The 16,023-nt window shown below is 68.7% G+C and carries 12 protein-coding genes and 1 pseudogene; all 13 read left to right on the top strand.

The genetic code is table 11. The annotated features are described in order from the left end of the window. Window positions 1-126: 126 nt before the first annotated feature. The 13 genes and pseudogenes from IPG50_18900 (at window position 127) to IPG50_18840 (ending at window position 15,920) form a co-directional block, all read left to right on the top strand. The gene (locus IPG50_18900) at window positions 127-783 is read left to right on the top strand and encodes a ubiquinone/menaquinone biosynthesis methyltransferase (protein MBK6694252.1); all 657 of its coding nucleotides are present in this window, start codon (window positions 127-129) and stop codon (window positions 781-783) included. Further along, window positions 780-1,367, top strand: a complete 588-nt coding sequence (locus IPG50_18895; GenBank protein MBK6694251.1) for a UbiX family flavin prenyltransferase — start codon at window positions 780-782, stop codon at window positions 1,365-1,367. The genes IPG50_18900 and IPG50_18895 overlap by 4 nt, the downstream gene beginning before the upstream one ends. Further along, window positions 1,364-1,993 (top strand): hypothetical protein, encoded by a 630-nt coding sequence (locus IPG50_18890; GenBank protein ID MBK6694250.1) that lies wholly within the window; start codon window positions 1,364-1,366, stop codon window positions 1,991-1,993. The genes IPG50_18895 and IPG50_18890 overlap by 4 nt, the downstream gene beginning before the upstream one ends. Next, entirely contained in the window at window positions 1,990-3,144 is a 1,155-nt protein-coding gene (mqnE, locus tag IPG50_18885; GenBank protein MBK6694249.1) for an aminofutalosine synthase MqnE, read from the top strand. The genes IPG50_18890 and mqnE overlap by 4 nt, the downstream gene beginning before the upstream one ends. Before the next feature lie 17 nt (window positions 3,145-3,161). Next, on the top strand, window positions 3,162-5,120 hold the full coding sequence (gene mqnC / locus IPG50_18880) for a dehypoxanthine futalosine cyclase (protein ID MBK6694248.1): 1,959 nt from the start codon (window positions 3,162-3,164) through the stop codon (window positions 5,118-5,120). Between the two features lie 6 nt (window positions 5,121-5,126). Continuing rightward, complete coding sequence (locus IPG50_18875; GenBank protein MBK6694247.1) at window positions 5,127-6,374, top strand: amidohydrolase family protein; 1,248 nt, start codon at window positions 5,127-5,129, stop codon at window positions 6,372-6,374. Beyond that, complete coding sequence (locus IPG50_18870) at window positions 6,371-7,306, top strand: UbiA family prenyltransferase (protein ID MBK6694246.1); 936 nt, start codon at window positions 6,371-6,373, stop codon at window positions 7,304-7,306. The genes IPG50_18875 and IPG50_18870 overlap by 4 nt, the downstream gene beginning before the upstream one ends. 239 nt (window positions 7,307-7,545) lie before the next feature. Next, a pseudogene (gene aroF, locus IPG50_18865) lies at window positions 7,546-8,321 on the top strand (3-deoxy-7-phosphoheptulonate synthase). Further along, a complete protein-coding gene (locus IPG50_18860) occupies window positions 8,318-9,601 on the top strand; it encodes a hypothetical protein (GenBank protein MBK6694245.1) in 1,284 nt (427 codons plus the stop codon). The pseudogene aroF and the gene IPG50_18860 overlap by 4 nt, the downstream one beginning before the upstream one ends. Before the next feature lie 41 nt (window positions 9,602-9,642). Next, window positions 9,643-10,383 carry a class I SAM-dependent methyltransferase gene (locus tag IPG50_18855; protein ID MBK6694244.1) on the top strand — a complete coding sequence of 247 codons (741 nt, stop codon included), beginning with the start codon at window positions 9,643-9,645 and terminating at the stop codon, window positions 10,381-10,383. Between the two features lie 134 nt (window positions 10,384-10,517). Further along, window positions 10,518-13,649, top strand: a complete 3,132-nt coding sequence (locus IPG50_18850) for a PDZ domain-containing protein (protein ID MBK6694243.1) — start codon at window positions 10,518-10,520, stop codon at window positions 13,647-13,649. Then, entirely contained in the window at window positions 13,642-14,376 is a 735-nt protein-coding gene (locus IPG50_18845) for a pyridoxine 5'-phosphate synthase (protein ID MBK6694242.1), read from the top strand. The genes IPG50_18850 and IPG50_18845 overlap by 8 nt, the downstream gene beginning before the upstream one ends. After that, entirely contained in the window at window positions 14,373-15,920 is a 1,548-nt protein-coding gene (locus IPG50_18840) for an NAD(P)H-hydrate dehydratase (protein ID MBK6694241.1), read from the top strand. Before IPG50_18845 ends, IPG50_18840 begins: the two co-directional genes overlap by 4 nt. Window positions 15,921-16,023: the final 103 nt, after the last annotated feature.

Below are 16,023 nucleotides of genomic sequence, written 5' to 3'. Positions count from 1 at the left end.
CGCGGCGCCGCTTGACCCGGCCGCCCGACGCCTCTAGAAGCCACTTGTTTCAGAGAATTTTGAAACTTGTGGAGCCCGAGCCGTCGGGGGACGTCAATGCGCGTGGAAAGCGACAAGATCCGTTCGATGTTCGATCGCATCGCTCCGCGATACGACGCACTCAATCGGCTGCTCTCCGCCGGCATTGATCGAAGCTGGCGTGAGCGCGCCATCAAGGCCCTCGCCGCTGCGCCCCCCGGGCCGATGCTGGACTCCTGCGCCGGTACGCTCGATCTGACCGCGCTCATGTGTCGCGCGTTCCCCGAGCGCGAGCTCGTCGCGGCCGACTTCTCCAAGACCATGCTCGACCTCGGCGCGCACAAGGCTCGCTCCGCGCGCACCGTCGTGGCCGACGCCATGGCGCTCCCCTTTGACGACGGGGCCTTCGCCGCGATGGTTTGCGGCTTCGGGATGCGAAATCTTGAGGACCTGCGGCGGGGCGTCGCCGAGGCTCGTCGCGTCCTTCGGCCCGGCGGCATCTTCGTCACGCTCGAGTTCTTTCGCGCCGAGCGGCCCGCCACCCGCGCATTTCACGCGGCCTACGCGAACGTCGTCCTGCCCACCGTGGGCGGCATCGTCTCGGGCGACCGCTCGGCCTATGCCTACCTCGCCAAGAGCATGCAATCGTTCGCGTCGCGCACGGAATACGAGGCCGTGCTGCGCGAGGAAGGTTTCGTGCGCGTGCGCGGCGAAGACCTCACGCTCGGCATCGCGGCGCTGGTCCACGCAGAGGTGCCCCGGTGAGCGCGAAGCTCCCCTCGAAGCGCGTCGTCGTTGGCATCACCGGCGCCAGCGGTGCGCCATACGCCAAGCGGCTCGTCTCCGTGCTCGAAGCGCGCGCCGCATCACGCGGCGACGTCGAGCTCGCCGTTTGCCTCTCCTCGACGGCACCGGAAGTGTGGACGCTCGAGTGCGGCGGGGATGTCCGTGAGGCGTTCCGTTCGAAGATCTGGGGCGGCCGTGACTACGGAGCGCCCTTCGCCAGCGGCAGCGCCGGTTGGCAAGCGATGGTCGTGGTGCCCTGCTCCATGAGCACCGTCGCGCGCATCGCCCACGGCATCAGCGACTCGCTCCTCACGAGGGCCGCCGACGTGATGCTCAAGGAGAAGCGTCAGCTCATTGTGGTGCCGCGCGAGTCACCGCTGAGCGTTGTGCACCTCGAGAACCTCACGACGGTGGCGCGCGCCGGCGCCCTCGTCATGCCCGCGTCGCCAGGCTTCTACAACAAGCCCGCGGACATCGGCGACCTCGTCGACGGCGTCGTGGCGCGCATCCTCGACCACCTCGGCCTCGACCACGATCTTTCCAAACGTTGGGGACAGCCATGACAACGCAAGCACAAGGCGCCTTCGCAGAGCGAGCCATCGGCGACGGTGGCCTGGAAGCCGTTCTCGCCGCGCGCCGCGCCGGGCGCGATCTCACCGCGTTCCAGTCTCTTGTTCTCGGCGCAGACATCCTCGCCCTTGGCGCGCTCGCCGACGGCATCCGTGCCGAGGAAGTCGGCGAGGTCGTTCGAATCACCGTTCGCGACGCAGAGGCCGTGGATGCGCGAGCCGCGGATGTCGTGCCGATGCCCGACGCATCGCCCGACGCCCGAGGACTCCTCTACCTGCGCGCCGTGGCCGCGGCCCGAATCTTGGGCCCTAAGGCCGCACCGGTCGTCGTCGATTGGACCGTCACGGGCATGGAGCTCGCTCAGCTGGCGCTGTCTTTCGGCGCCAGCGAGCTCGCGGGACCGATTGTCTCGAAGCGCGGCCTGCCCATCGCGAAAGACGACACCAAACGCGTGAAGGGGCAGGGCATGGTCTCGGCGGCGCTCCTCAAGCAGCAAGAGCTCGTGGAGCTGATCCGTCGCAGTGGCCGCGAGCCGGTGGCGACCGAAGGCGCGACCGAAAGCGCCACCGACTTGGCGGCTCTTGCGGACGTGAACGCGGTGAAGGAGAGCACGACATGACGTCGTTCGAAGACGTGGCGACGAAGGTGAAGCGCGGCGAACGGCTCGACGCCGATGACGCACTCGCGCTCTTCATGGAGCCCGACCTCTTGGCCGTGGGCGCGCTCGCCAACGCGGAGCGGGAGCGGCGCCACGGCGACCGCACCTTCTTCAATCGCAACATGCGCGTGGAGGTCACCAACGTCTGCATGGCGTCGTGCCTGTTCTGCTCGTTTGCAAAGCTAGAGGAGGGCAAGCCGGGCGCGCACACGATGACGCTCGCGGAAGCCTGGAGCGAGCTCGAGCGCCGGATGGACGACCCGCCGGGCGAGATCCACATCGTGAACGGGCTGCACCCGGGGCTGCCCTTCGCCTATTACGAAGACCTCCTCCGCGGCTACAAGCGCATCAAGCCCGACATCCACTTGAAGTGCTTCACCGGCGTTGAGATCCACTTCTTCGCCGAGCACTACAAGATGACCTACGAAGAGGTCCTCACCAAGCTGCGCGCCGCCGGCCTCGACGGCCTCCCTGGCGGCGGCGCGGAGATCTTCCACCCGGAGGTGCGCAAGCGCATCTCCGACGACAAGGCCACCGGCGAGCAGTGGCTTGAGGTTCATCGCGTGGCGCATGGCATGGGCATTCGCTCCAACGCGACGATGCTCTACGGACACATTGAGACTTTCGAGCATCGCGTCGATCACCTGATGAAGCTCCGCGCGCTCCAGGACGAGACGCGAGGCTTCCAGGCCTTCATTCCCCTCGCGTTTCATCCCGACGGCAACGGCATGAAGAACCTGCCGGCGCCGACCGCCATCGACGACCTGCGCAACATCGCCGTCGCGCGTCTGGTGCTCGACAATTTCGAGCACATCAAAGCCTATTGGGTGAGCATGACGCCGAAGATCGCCCAGGTGGCGCTCCGCTTCGGCGCCGACGACATCGACGGCACCATCGTTCACGAGACCATCTACCACTCGGCTGGCTCTTCCTCCCCGCAAGAGCTTCGCGAGGAAGATCTCATTCGGCTGATTCGCGAGGCGGGTCGCGTTCCGGTCGAGCGTGACACGCTCTACAACGTGGTTCGCGAGCACCCTCGCAGCGTCATGCCCGAGGCCGCCATCAAGGTTCGCGATCGCAAAGCGGCGCGCCACCTCGAGGTGCTGTCGTGAACGCAACGGGCAATAGCGTGAAGCTCCGCCTCGCGGCCGTTGGGTACTTGAACGCGCGCCCGCTGTGGGAGCCGCTCCTCGAAGCGCCCTTCGCGGAGCACATCGATCTCACGACGGCGCTCCCGAGCGAGGTGGCGCGCCGCGTCGCCGAAGAGGAAGCGGACCTCGGCCTCGTACCCGTAGCGGCATTGGCGTCGCTCGGCGGCGCGGCGCTCGTGCCGGGCATCGGCATCGCAGCGCGGGGCGCCGTGGAGAGTGTTCTGCTCGTGTCGCAGAGTCCGCTGGCCCAGGTCCAGCAGCTCGCGCTCGATGCGTCTTCGCGAACGAGCGCCGTCTTGGCTCGACTCGTCTTCCGCCACCAGGCGAGGCGCTCTCCGCCCGCGCACGTGATGCCGCCGGCGAAGGCCCTATCGGCGGCCCGCTCCGATGAGCGCGTGGCCTCGCTGATCATCGGCGATCCGGCGCTAGCGGTGCGCGGCGAGTTTGCTCACGTCGTCGACCTCGCTGCGGCGTGGCGCGACTGGACGGGCCTGCCGTTCGTCTTCGCCGCATGGGGCGGCCGCGCTGGGACGAACCTCAAAGGACGCATGCACCTGCTCGGTGAAGCGATGCGTCTTGGGCTCGCTCGGCGCAGCACCATCGCCGCCGCGCATTCGGCAGCGACGGGCCTCTCGCGCGAAGCGCTCACGACGTACCTCACGGACCGCATCGCCTACGAGCTTGGGGAGGATGACCATCGCGGCCTCGCCCGTTTCTTCCGGGAGGCGCACGCCGCCAAGCTCTTGCCGGCGACGGAGGTGACGTTGTTCGCCGAAGGCGGCGAGTCCGTCACCGTCCCGGCGACCCTCGCGTTGACAGAAGCCTCGGCTGGGGGCGAAACCAATGCGGCGGCGGGGCGGCGCGAGCCGAGCCTCGATACGCTGCTCGCGCGGGGCGCCGAGGGCGACCGGTTGAGCGCTCACGACGGAGAGCGCATCCTCGCGGAAGCGAGCCTCTTTGATCTGGGCCTCGCCGCCGATGCGGCGCGCAAGCGGAAGCACCCCGACGGAGTCGTCACGTACATCGTCGACCGCAACGTCAACTACACCAACGTCTGCACCACCAGCTGCCGCTTCTGCGCGTTCTACCGACCTGTGGGCCACGCCGAGGGGTACGTTCTTTCGCGGGAGCAGCTCGCGACGAAGCTGCTTGAAGTGAAGGCCGCCGGCGGCGTGCAAATCCTGCTCCAGGGAGGCCTGAACCCTGACCTTCGGATCGGTTGGTACGAAGACCTGTTCCGGTGGATCAAGAGTGAGTTTTCGCTGGGCCTGCACGCGCTGTCACCGGAGGAGATCCTCCACCTCGCACGCCTCGAGGACCTGTCGGTGAGGGACGTCCTCGTGCGGCTCCACCAGGCGGGGCTCGATTCGGTGCCGGGCGGTGGCGCGGAGATCCTCGTCGATCGGGTGCGCCGCAAGATCGCCAAGGCGAAGTGCACGAGCGAAGAGTGGCTCGACGTCATGCGCGACGCGCATCACCTCGGACTCCGATCGAGCGCGACGATGATGTACGGCACCGTCGACACGGCTCGTGAGCGCGTGCTTCACCTCGCGAAAATTCGCGATCTCCAAGACGAGACCGGAGGCTTTACCGCGTTCTTCTGCTGGGACTTTCAGCACGAGGAGGGGGTGCGCATCGCTGCCGGCGACACCGGCACGCTGCTCTACCTGCGGACCCAGGCGCTCTCGCGGCTCATGCTCGACAACGTCGACCACGTTGGCGCCTCGTGGGTCACGCAAGGCCCCGAGATCGGCCAGATGGCCCTCCGCTTTGGCGCCGACGATTTCGGCAGCGTGATGTTCGAAGAGAACGTCGTGTCGAGCGCCGGCACGACCTTCTGCATCAACGCCGACGAGATCGAGCGACGCATTCGCGCTGCCGGCTTTCGCGCCGTTCGCCGCAACGTCCGCTACGACTGGCTCGGCGAGCCGGCCTAACGCACCATGAAGCTCTTTCACGCCGACGCCATCGTGATCGCCGACGGGCCCGTCCTTCGTGACGGCGCCGTCGTGGTCGCAGGCGACGGCACCGTGGTCTCCGTGGGGCCGGCGGCGGAGGTGCTGCGTGGCGCGCACGGCGCCTCGGTGACGCGCGTTTCAGGCGTCATTCTCCCCGGGCTCGTCAACGCGCACACACACCTCGAACTCTCGGCACTCGCGGGCCGCGTCCGCGGCGGCAACGGCTTTCTGTCTTGGGTCGACGAGCTCCTCGGTGCCCGTAGCGAGACCGGGGATGACGAGAGCGAGACCGCCATCCGAGCGGCCGTCGCGTCCCTCGACGCCGCATGCACGAGTGCCGTTGGGGAAGTGACCAACACGCTCGCCGCGGTGCCCGCCTTGGCGTCGGCGGGCATGGCGGGGACGATCTTTCACGAAGTCTTCGGGGTCGCGCGGGGCGCGGCGCTCGCGCGTTCGGATTCACTCCTCGCGGAACTTGCCGCTCGCTTTCCCGTGTGGCCCTCCAGAGATCTCTCCTACGCGCCGAGCCCGCACACGCTCTACACGACCCACCCCGATGCCGTGCGACGCCTCCTCGCGCTGGCGCGGGCCCGCGGCGCACGTCCCGCCGTTCACCTTCTCGAGCACGCGGCCGAGCGACAGGCTCTTGAAACAGGGCAGGGGCCCGTGCCGGCGTGGCTCGCTCGCCGCGTCCCCGACGTCGAAGCCTTCCTCTGGCCTGAGACACCGGCGCTCGACTACGCCGACGCGCTCGGCTTGCTCGCGCCGGGCACGCTCCTTGTCCATTTGACCGTCGCGACCGCGCGCGAGCTTGAGCGCGTGGCCGCGTCGGGCGCGAGCGTGGTCTTTTGCCCGCGCTCCAACATGCAGATTGAACGCCTTCTCCCGCCGCTCGCCAGCGCGCTTGCCGCGGGCCTCGAGCCTGCGCTCGGGACCGACTCGCTGGCGTCCTCGCCCTCGCTCGATGTCCTTGAGGAGGCGCGAGCGCTCTTCGACGCGTTTCCCGACGCCGACGCCGCCACGCTTCTCCGCATGGCGACGTGGAACGGCGCGCGCGCCCTGGGTCGCTCGGACCTCGGCCGCGTGACCGTAGGGGCACGGCCGGGGCTCTTCGCCATCGACCTTCCCGAAGCCCACAGCGCCGACGACGTGGCGGCCGTCGTGCTCAAGGCACGCGGCGCGTCGCGTCGCTGGCTTGTACGGCGCACGGTGACGGGCGCGGAGGCACCATGACGAGCACCTCGTCCTTGAGCAAGCTCCGCTCGTACGCGACGCTCGTTGCGTTTTCGCACACGGTCTTCGCGCTGCCCTTCGCGGCGTCGGCCGTCGTGTTGTCGCTGAAGGAGCCGCATCTCGAGCTCACAGTGACGCGCGCGGCGCTGATGGTCGTCTGCATGGTCATGGCGCGAACGAGCGCCATGGCGTTCAACCGCTGGGCCGACCGCGACATCGACGACAAGAACCCGCGCACCAAGACGCGTCCCATTCAGAGCGGGGCCGTGCGCGCCGGCGAGGCGCTTGTGCTAGCCCTGGTGACCGGCGCACTCTTCATCGGCGCCGCGTCGCTGCTAGGGCGGTTGCCGGCCCTCTTGGCGGCGCCGGTGCTCGCCGTGCTCCTCGGCTACTCCTACGCGAAGCGCTTCACCTGGGCCGCCCACGCGTGGCTCGGAGTGGCCCTCGCCCTCGCGCCTGGCGGCGCCTGGATCGCGATGGGCGCGCAGCCGGGCGCCGGCGTGCTGTGGCTCATGCTGGCCGTCGTCACCTGGCTCCTGGGCTTCGACGTGCTCTATTCGCTACAGGATGAGGCCTTTGACCGGAAAGAGGGGCTCCACTCGATCCCCGTCCGCTTCGGCGTCACCGGCGCTCTCGTCTTGAGCGCCGTTTCTCACCTCGTGACCGTGCTGGCGCTCGCGATGGTCGGCGTGGCGCTTGGTCGAGGGGCCGCGTTCTTCGTCGCGGTTTTTGGCGTGGGAGCGCTGCTCGCCTGGGAGCACGCGATCGTCGGGAAGGGGAACCTTGCGCGCATCGACAAGGCGTTCTTCGACATCAACGCCTACGTGAGCGTGACGTTCTTCGCCCTCGTGGTCGTCGACGAGCTGATGAGGCGCGGTCTCCTCCGCGTGACCGGCGCGCTCTTGCATGCGCTCCCCGAGGTGAATTCGTGATCATCGTCTTCGCAGAAGGTCTCTCCAAAGACAGCGTTGAGCGCGTCGAGATCGCCCTTCGGCGGGCCGGCGGCGAGCCTCGACGCCTCGCATCGGAGGGCGCGGCGGGCCGCCTCGCGCTTGAGTGCAAGCAAACCCTCTCGGCCGACGCGCGCGCCGCCATCGCCACGCTGCCGGGCGTTCAGTTCGTTCTTGATGGCGACGCTCCCTATCCGAAGGTGGCCTCCGCCGCGGGAGCCGTGAAGGTCGGTCGCACGACCCTCGGCAACGGAGAGCTGACGCTCATCGCTGGACCTTGCGCCGTCGAGTCGGAGGAGCAGCTCGACGCCAGTGCGAGGGCCGCGCGCGATGCCGGCGCCACGATTCTGCGGGCGGCGCCTTCAAGCCGCGCACGAGCCCGTACAGCTTCCAGGGCCACGGCGAGCCCGGTCTCCTCATGTTGCGCGCCGTGGCCGACCGCTACGGCCTTGCGGTGGTGACCGAAGTGCTGTCGCCGGAGACGGTCCCGCTCGTCGCCGAGCACGCCGACATGCTCCAGGTGGGGTCGCGCAACATGCAAAACTTCGCGCTCCTTCGCGCTGTCGGTCGCGCGGCGCGCCCCGTGTTGCTCAAGCGCGGCATGAGCGCGACGCTCGACGAGTGGCTCCTGGCGGCTGAGTACATCGCCGACGCCGGCAGCGATCGCGTGGTGCTCTGTGAGCGCGGCGTGCGCTCCTTCGATCCGGCGGCGCGCAACCTCCTCGATCTCGCGGCGGTGCCGCTCTTGCGCGAGCGCACGACGCTTCCCATCGTCGTCGACCCGTCCCACGGCGTTGGCGTTCGCGGTGCGATCCCGCCCATGGCGCTCGCGGCGGTGGCGGCCGGCGCCGACGGCATCATGCTCGAATGCCATCCCGACCCGGGCGTCGCCAAGAGCGACGGCTTTCAGGCGCTCCTGCCCGCGGAGCTCGCCGCGTTGGCGGTGCGCCTTCGCGCCGTCGCGTCGGCGTTGCGGAGCAGCGCAGTCGGGCCGTGAGTTCTCGCCCTCTGCGCGCGCTCGCTCTCGTTGCCTTGCTCGTGTCGTGCAAGGACAAGCCGAAGGATCGGCCCGCGAATGCCGTCCCGGATGCGGCGCCGCCGCAGGCGCTACGGCCATTGGCGAGCGCGAGCGCGAGCTCTCGCCGTCCGCCGCGCGCTGCCGCAGCCGAGCTTCCGCCGCTGGACGGCGGCGCCGCCGGCTCGTGCCGCGTCGTTCTTGGGCCGGTGCAGCAAGCGCTCACGGGCCCCGCGGCGTTGATCGCGTCGGCCCGCGGGCTCGAGGTGGTCCAGCACAGGTCGGGCATCGCCGTCGTGACGCTTCAGCCCATCGTGCCGCCAAAAGCGGGGGCGGCGGTGCGCGTCACGCTCGAGGCCGGTGTGGCCGAGAAGGCGTCGCGACCGCCGTGCGCCGTGGCGGATCGTTTTGCCTTCTGCTCCGACGCGCAAGGCCGCGTCCACAAGTCACTCCGCGAGATGGCGTCCGACGAGCTGCTCACCACGGCCCTCGCGGGGGCCCGCGTGACGGCCGCCCCATTCGGCGACGGGCGCACCGTCGTGGGCACGATCCAGACGCGCAAGTCGAGCCTCGGCGAGGAGGTCTTCGAGGCCTTTGCGAAGGTCGACGGTGAAGCGCCGGTGCGCATTTCGGAGGAAGGGTCGGGCGCGTCGGATGTCGTGCTCGCGGCCCGCCGGCCAGGAGAGGTCGTCGCGTTCATGACCGATGCACGCGTCTCCATGTCGCCGGTGCACGTGCGCACCTTGCGGTATGCGGGCAAGCTCGAGGTGATGCCCGACGTCGTCGTGCACGTGGCCGGCGGCTCGACGCGCTTCCTCCTGGGCGCTCAAGGCACCTCCGCCAAGGGCGACGTCTTTGGCCTCGTCGCCACCGAGAGCGAGAAAGGCTTCGGCCTCCTGTCGATTCCCCTCGAGCCGGAGACCAAAGAGGAGGCACCGTTCGCCTTTTCTCCGTATCCGAACGGCCTCGACAGTGCGGCGCTGGCAGCGACGCGCGGCGGAAACAACGTGTACGTCGCCCGTGTCAGGCCCACGACGGCGCCGGGCCAAGCGTCGACCCGTGACGACGCCGGCGCGACGCTGCCGCCCTACGTGCTCGAACTCGGGCGGCTCGATGACCGCGGTCGCTTCGCATCGCTCGGCTTTGTCCCGACGGCAGGGCCCGTGAGCTTCGCCGCCGTCGAGCTCGATTCCTTCGGCGCCCTGTGGCTCTACTACACCGATCCCGCTGGTAGCTGGCTCGAGCGACGCGTCTGTCCGTAGCGGGATCTGCTATGCCAGTCTCTGCTTTCGGAAGACGCCCCATGCCCGACGACACCAACCTGTCTGCGACGCGTGCCTATTACGACGAGTTCGCGCCGGCCTACGAGAACCAGCGCCGTCCCAACGATCCCGTTGGCTATCACGCGCTCGTCGACGATCTCGAGATCGATATCGTGCGCCGCTACGGTCAGGGCCAGGACGTCCTCGAGTGCGGCTGCGGGACGGGGCTGCTCTTGGAGCGTATTCGCGCCTTCGCCCGCGCCGCCAAGGGGATCGATCTCTCGCCTCGCATGCTCGAACGCGCGCGCGCTCGCGGCCTTGACGTTACCGAGGGCAGCGTCACCGCCCTCCCCTTTGCAGACAACTCCTTCGACGTGACCTGCAGCTTCAAGGTCTTGGCCCACGTTCCCGACTTGGGCGGCGCCCTCCGAGAGATGGCCCGCGTGACCCGTCCTGGCGGGATCATCTTGGCCGAGCTGTACAACCCCGTGAGCCTCCGGGGCGTCGCCAAGCGCTTCGGTCCCGCCGGCAAGATCTCCGGCGCCACCAAAGAAGATGCGGTTTACACGCGATTCGATTCGCCCTGGGTGCTGCCGCGCGTCTTGCCACCGGGGGCGCGCGTCGAGCAGACCTTCGGGGTTCGCATCGTGACCCCCTTCGCCGGGGCCATGCGCGTGCCAGGCCTTCGGTCGCTCCTTCGCACTGCGGAGCATCGACTCATGGACTCGCGGCTCTCCGTCTTTGGCGGCTTCTTCGTGGCGGCGGTGCGGAAGGCGTCCTAAGCGCGGAGATCGCCGCCGCACGGGTGCTCGCGATCCCCCTCGGCGAATTGCCCGCGGCAGACTCCGCCGGGAACGTCGGCCGAGCGCAACTCGGGCCCCTCACGGGCGCTCGAAAGCGGCTATCCTCGTCCCCGATGTCGCTCGCGAAGACGGCCGCGAAGGCCACCACGCTCCTCCTTGGGTTCGGCGTTGCTGCCGGTCTCGCCTTTCGGCTCGGTGGAGGCGGACTGTGGGAAGGCCTCACGCCCGCCATTGCTGCCAACAACGCCGTCGTGGCTGGGCAGGCCAAGGCGCAGTACGATCTGACGGCGCTCCGCGTCGTCAACGAGGTCCTAAAGCTCGTCCGCGATCGCTACGTGGACCCGAAGCGCGTGCGCCCCAAGGAGATGCTCCTGTCGGCGCTGAACCACGTGCAGAGGGACGTTGCCCAGGTCATCGTCCTCCACGAAGAGGGCGCGCCGAGCGTCAAGATTCGCGTCGACACGCAAGAGAAGGAGTTCCGCGTCGACAACGTCCAGGGCCCTTGGGACGTGAGCGCCCGCTTGCGCGACGTCTTCGCGTTCCTCCAGGACGGTCTGCGCAACACGGAGGTGGACCTGCGAGAGGTCGAATACGCGGCCTGCAACGGCATGCTCCGCACGCTCGATCCGCACAGCGTCCTCTTGTCGCCGGAGGCGTACAAGGAGATGAACCTCGGCACGACGGGGCAGTTTGGCGGCCTCGGCATCGTCATCTCGATTCGTGATCAGCAGCTTACGGTCATCAACCCCATGGCCGGCACGCCGGCCTCACGTGCCGGCATCAAGAAATACGATCGCATCGTCAAGATCAACGGCGAGTCGACGCTCAACATGGGGCTCACGGAGGCCGTCAATCACCTCCGCGGCGCGCCGGGCACGAAGGTCACGGTCTACATCCATCGCGACGGCGACGGCGGCTGGGCCGGCGTTCGTCCCTTCGAGTTGGTGCGTGAGACGATCAGCGTCCAGAGCGTCGAGAAGAAGCTCATGGAAAACGGCGTCGGCTACGTCCGGCTGAAGCAGTTTCAAGCGCGCACGGCGGCCGATCTCGAGGCCGCGCTCTCCGACCTCAAGAAGCAGGCGGGCGGCGAGCTGCGCGGCTTGGTGCTCGACCTCCGCGGCAACCCCGGCGGTCTCCTCGATCAGGCGACGCGTGTAGCCGACAAGTTCCTCGTCGAAGGCCCCATCGTCGCGACCGTCGGCAATCCAAGCGAAGGGCGCGACGAGAAGAGCGCTCGCGCGGACGGCACGGAGCCGAACTACCCCATCGCGTTGCTCGTCAGCGGCTCGTCGGCGAGCGCCAGCGAGATCGTCGCCGGTGCGATGAAGAACCATGACCGCGCCGTGCTGATCGGCGAGACGTCGTTTGGCAAGGGAAGCGTTCAGCTGGTCTTCGACCAGATGCCCGACAAGGCGGCGCTGAAGCTCACGATCGCGCAGTACCTCACGGAGCCCGGCGACGTATCCATCCAAGGCGTGGGCGTGACGCCCGACATCGAGCTCGATCCCATGACCGCGGACGCGCAAGAGATGGACCTCACGGTGGACACCGGAATGGTCAAGGAGCGCGACCTGTCGCGCAGCCTCTCCAACGCGCGGGCGCGCGAGGGGCAGCGGCCGAGCGAGGTCGTGCGCTACTACTTGGGCTCAAAGGATCGGCAGGAGCTCCGTGAACGGGGCGGCGATCCCGACGAGACCTTCGCGCTCGATTTTCCCATTCGCTTCGCCCGCGACTTCGTCCTGAAGGTCGCCGCCGGCAAGCGTCCCGAACAGCTCCGGGCAGCCAAGACGTACATCAACGACGTTCGTGCCGGCGAGGTCGCCAAGTTGGTCGCCGAGCTCAAGCCCATGGGCGTCGACTGGGCTGACGCGCCGCCCGATGCGACGCAGCCGGTGCCGACGGAGGTCAAGGTCGAGACCGACAAGGCTCAGAACGAGGTGAGCGCCGGTGATCCGATGCAGCTTCGCGTCACCGTTACCAACAAGGGTACGACGCCTCTCTACCGCCTCTACGGCGTCACCAAGAGCGACCAGTGGCTCTTCGACAACAAGGAGTTGGTCTTTGGTCGCATCGACCCGGGCAAGAGCCGCACAGTCACCGCACCCCTCGGTCTGTGTGACGTCGAAGGCCGGAAGCTCGGCTCGACGACGCCGCTGCCAAAAGACGCGCCGCGCGTTTGCAAGGTCCCGAAGGACACGCTGACGCGCGCCGATGGCGTCAAGATCAAGTTCGAGGAGGCCAAGGGGCGAGCGCCCGCCGACGCGGAGGTCCGCGTGACGGTACGCGCTCAAGAGCGGCCCACCTTCGCCTACGGCTACCAGGTCGTCGACAACCGCAAGGGCAACGGCGACGGGCGTCTCCAAAAAGACGAAGGCGTCACCATGTACCTCACGGTGAAGAACGTTGGCCGCGGCCGCTCCTACGAGACGCAGGCCAACTTGCGTAACCTCTCCGGCGAGGGGCTCTTGCTCCACGAGGGCCGCTTCGACGTCTCCAACATGGCGCCCGGCGAGACGCGTCGCGTAGCGTTCACGTTCGACGTTCAACCGTCGCTCACCGAGGGCGAGGCCAAGGTCGAGTTGACGATCACCGATCGCGACCTTCGCGAGGCGGTCTCCGAGAAGGTTCGAATCCCTGTGGTGGCGGCGGCCCCGCTCGCGGCGGCGTCGGGGTCCGTCAAGGGAAAGGCTACCGTCGATCTCTTCGAGTCGCCCGACGCATCGGCACGCGTCATCGGCAAGCTTACGCAAGGCGCAGCGCCGGAGCTCGGTCGCAGCGGCGACTTCATCAAGGTGGCCCTTGGCAGCTCGCGCTTCGCGTTCGTACGAGCGCGCGACGTGGAGACTGGCGGCGGCGCCGCGCCGGTCTTCGAGGAGGCCATGTGGAAAGCGCCCCCCTTGCTCGAGCTGAACGCGCCGGTGCTCGCCACGCGAGAGGCACAGACTTCGCTGAAGGGCGTCGCCGCCGACGGTGAGCGGCTCCTCGACGCGTACGTCTTCGTCGGAGCACGGAAGGTCTTCTACCGCTCCAACCGCAACGGCACCGACGCGAAGCGAATGCCCTTCGAGGCGAACCTGCCGCTCCGGCCCGGCGTCAACGTCGTGACCGTCGTGGCTCGGAAGAATCCCGACACCGTCGGCCGCAAGACCTTCATCGTGCGCCGCGATGGTCCTGCCGGCGAGCTCTTGCAGACGCCGAAGACCGACGAGGACAACAGCGAAGCCGCGGGCGGAGCCGATGACTAGCGTTCGCTTGCACATCAACGTTGATCACGTCGCGACGGTTCGCAACGCTCGCGGGACGACCTATCCGGACCCCACCGAGGCGGCGCTCGAGTGCCTCGGCGCCGGCGCCGACGGCATCACCGCACACCTTCGCGAAGATCGCCGCCACATCCGCGACGAGGATGTGGAGCGGATTCGCGCCGCCGCGGGCCAGACCTTCAACCTTGAGATGGCGGCCACCGACGAGATGGTCAAGATCGCGCTGCGCGTAAGGCCGGACGTCGTCACGCTCGTGCCGGAGCGACGCGAAGAGCGCACCACGGAGGGCGGGCTCGACGTCGTGGGCGGTGGAGCGGCGCTGCGCAAACACGTCGCGGCGCTCCGCGAGGCCAAGATTCGCGTAAGCCTCTTTGTCGCGGCCGACGCCGCGCAAATTGACGCGGCGAAGGCTCTTGGCGTGGAGCAAGTCGAGCTCCACACGGGCGACTACGCGCACGCCGAGGGAAGCGCCACGGCGCGCGAGCTTCGCCGCCTCGGCGAGGGCGCTCGGCACGCGCATCAGGCGGGCCTCGAAGTGGCTGCCGGGCACGGACTCACCCAGGAGAACGTGCCGCTGCTCGTTCGGATTCCCGAGATCGTCGAACTCAACATCGGGCACGCGGTCGTGGCTGACGCGCTCTTCGTTGGCCTCCGCGGCGCCGTCCTCGCCATGCGGCGGGCCATCGATTCACAGCGAGACGACACATGATCCCCGTTCTCTCGCGCGAGGCGATGAGGCGTTTCGACGCTCGAGCCATCGAAGCGGGGGTGCCGGGCATCATTCTCATGGAGAACGCGGGCCGCGGCGCCGCCGAGATGGTCCGCGAGAACCTGAAGGCACCGAGCGCCGTTGTCGTTGTTGTCTGCGGCACCGGCAACAACGGCGGCGATGGCTTCGTGCTGGCGAGGCAGCTACGGGCTTTCGGCGTCGAGCCGCGCGCGGTGCTCGTCGGCGATGTCGAGCGCATCGCTGGCGACGCACGCATCGCCTACGACGCGTACCTCGCCATCGGCGGCACCGTGGAGGTGGCTCCGACGGACCTGGATGCCACGGACTTGCGCGCCGTGCTCCTCGATGCCGATGTGGTCGTTGACGCCCTCTTTGGCACGGGGCTCGACCGGCCGCTGGCGGGCCTCCTGGCGGAGGCTGCGGAGGGGATCACGCAATCGAAAGGCTTTCGTGTCGCACTCGACGTCCCTTCAGGCATTCAAGCCGACACGGGCGTGGCCCTCGGCCCGTCGGTGACGGCCGATCTCACGGTGACGTTTGCGTTCACGAAGCTTGGCCTGATGACGCCGCGCGGGCGAGCGCACGCGGGCTTGGTTCGCACCGTATCGATCGGTGTTCCGTGCGAGCTCCCTCGCGATATTGCCGCGGCCGCCGAACTCGTCGAGCGGTCGGACGTTGCCTCTTGGCTCTCTCCGCGCGGAGCCGATGCACACAAATACACGGCCGGTCACGTGGCCGTTCTTGGCGGCTCGCACGGGAAGTTCGGCGCGCCGCTGCTTGCGGCAGAAGCGGCGCTTTTGGCGGGCGCTGGCGCCGTCACGCTGCTCTCGTGGCCGGAGGTCGTTCAGAAGCTCGAGGGCCGCGTTCGCGAAGTCATGGTCGCGACCGCTTTCGGTGACGCGACGACTGACGTGAACGCGATCAGCGCGGCCCTCGATGGCAAGAAGGCTGTCGTCCTCGGGCCGGGTCTCGGCCTCGACGACCGCGCTCGAGCGCTCGCGGACGCGGTGTTGTCCAGCTACCTCGGCCCTCTCGTTCTCGATGCCGACGGGCTGACGCTCTTTGCCGGGCGCGTCGACGCGATAGCGGCGGGCGTGCAGCGGGCGAGGGTGCTCACGCCCCACGCCGCCGAGGCAGCGCGCTTGCTCGGCGGGACGGCGCAGTCCGTGGAGGCCGACCGCGTCGGCGCTGCGAGGAGCCTTGCCCATCGTTCGCAGTCGATCGTGGTCTTGAAGGGCGCCCATTCGGTTATCGCCGATCCCGACGGCCGCATCCTGCTTGGGCCCATCGGCTCGCCGGCTCTGGCGACGGCCGGCTCTGGCGACGTGCTCTCGGGAGCCGTCGGCGCGATGTTGGCGATCATGCCACCGCTCGAGGCCGCGGCGGCGGCGGTCTACTTGCACGCCGAAGCAGGACATCGCCTCGCGAGCGTGGTGGGGGACCGTGGCGTGTTGGCCTCGGCGGTCGCGCGCGAGTTGCCACTGATCCTCGGTGAGCTCCTCCGCGAACGCCGCCGCGGCTAAGTCGCGCCCCGCGCCGCCAGAGCGCGCGCCGGCTGAGCGCGGACCGGTTTGGCGGTGGGGGCGCGGGCCCTCGGCGCAGAATCGACAATTAGCATGCTCATTG

The sequence above is a fragment of the Myxococcales bacterium genome (assembly GCA_016703425.1).
Lineage (GTDB): Bacteria > Myxococcota_A > Polyangia > Polyangiales > Polyangiaceae > JADJCA01.
The sequence above is the reverse complement of the archived record's forward strand: the minus strand, read 5'-3'. Positions and strand labels throughout refer to the sequence as shown.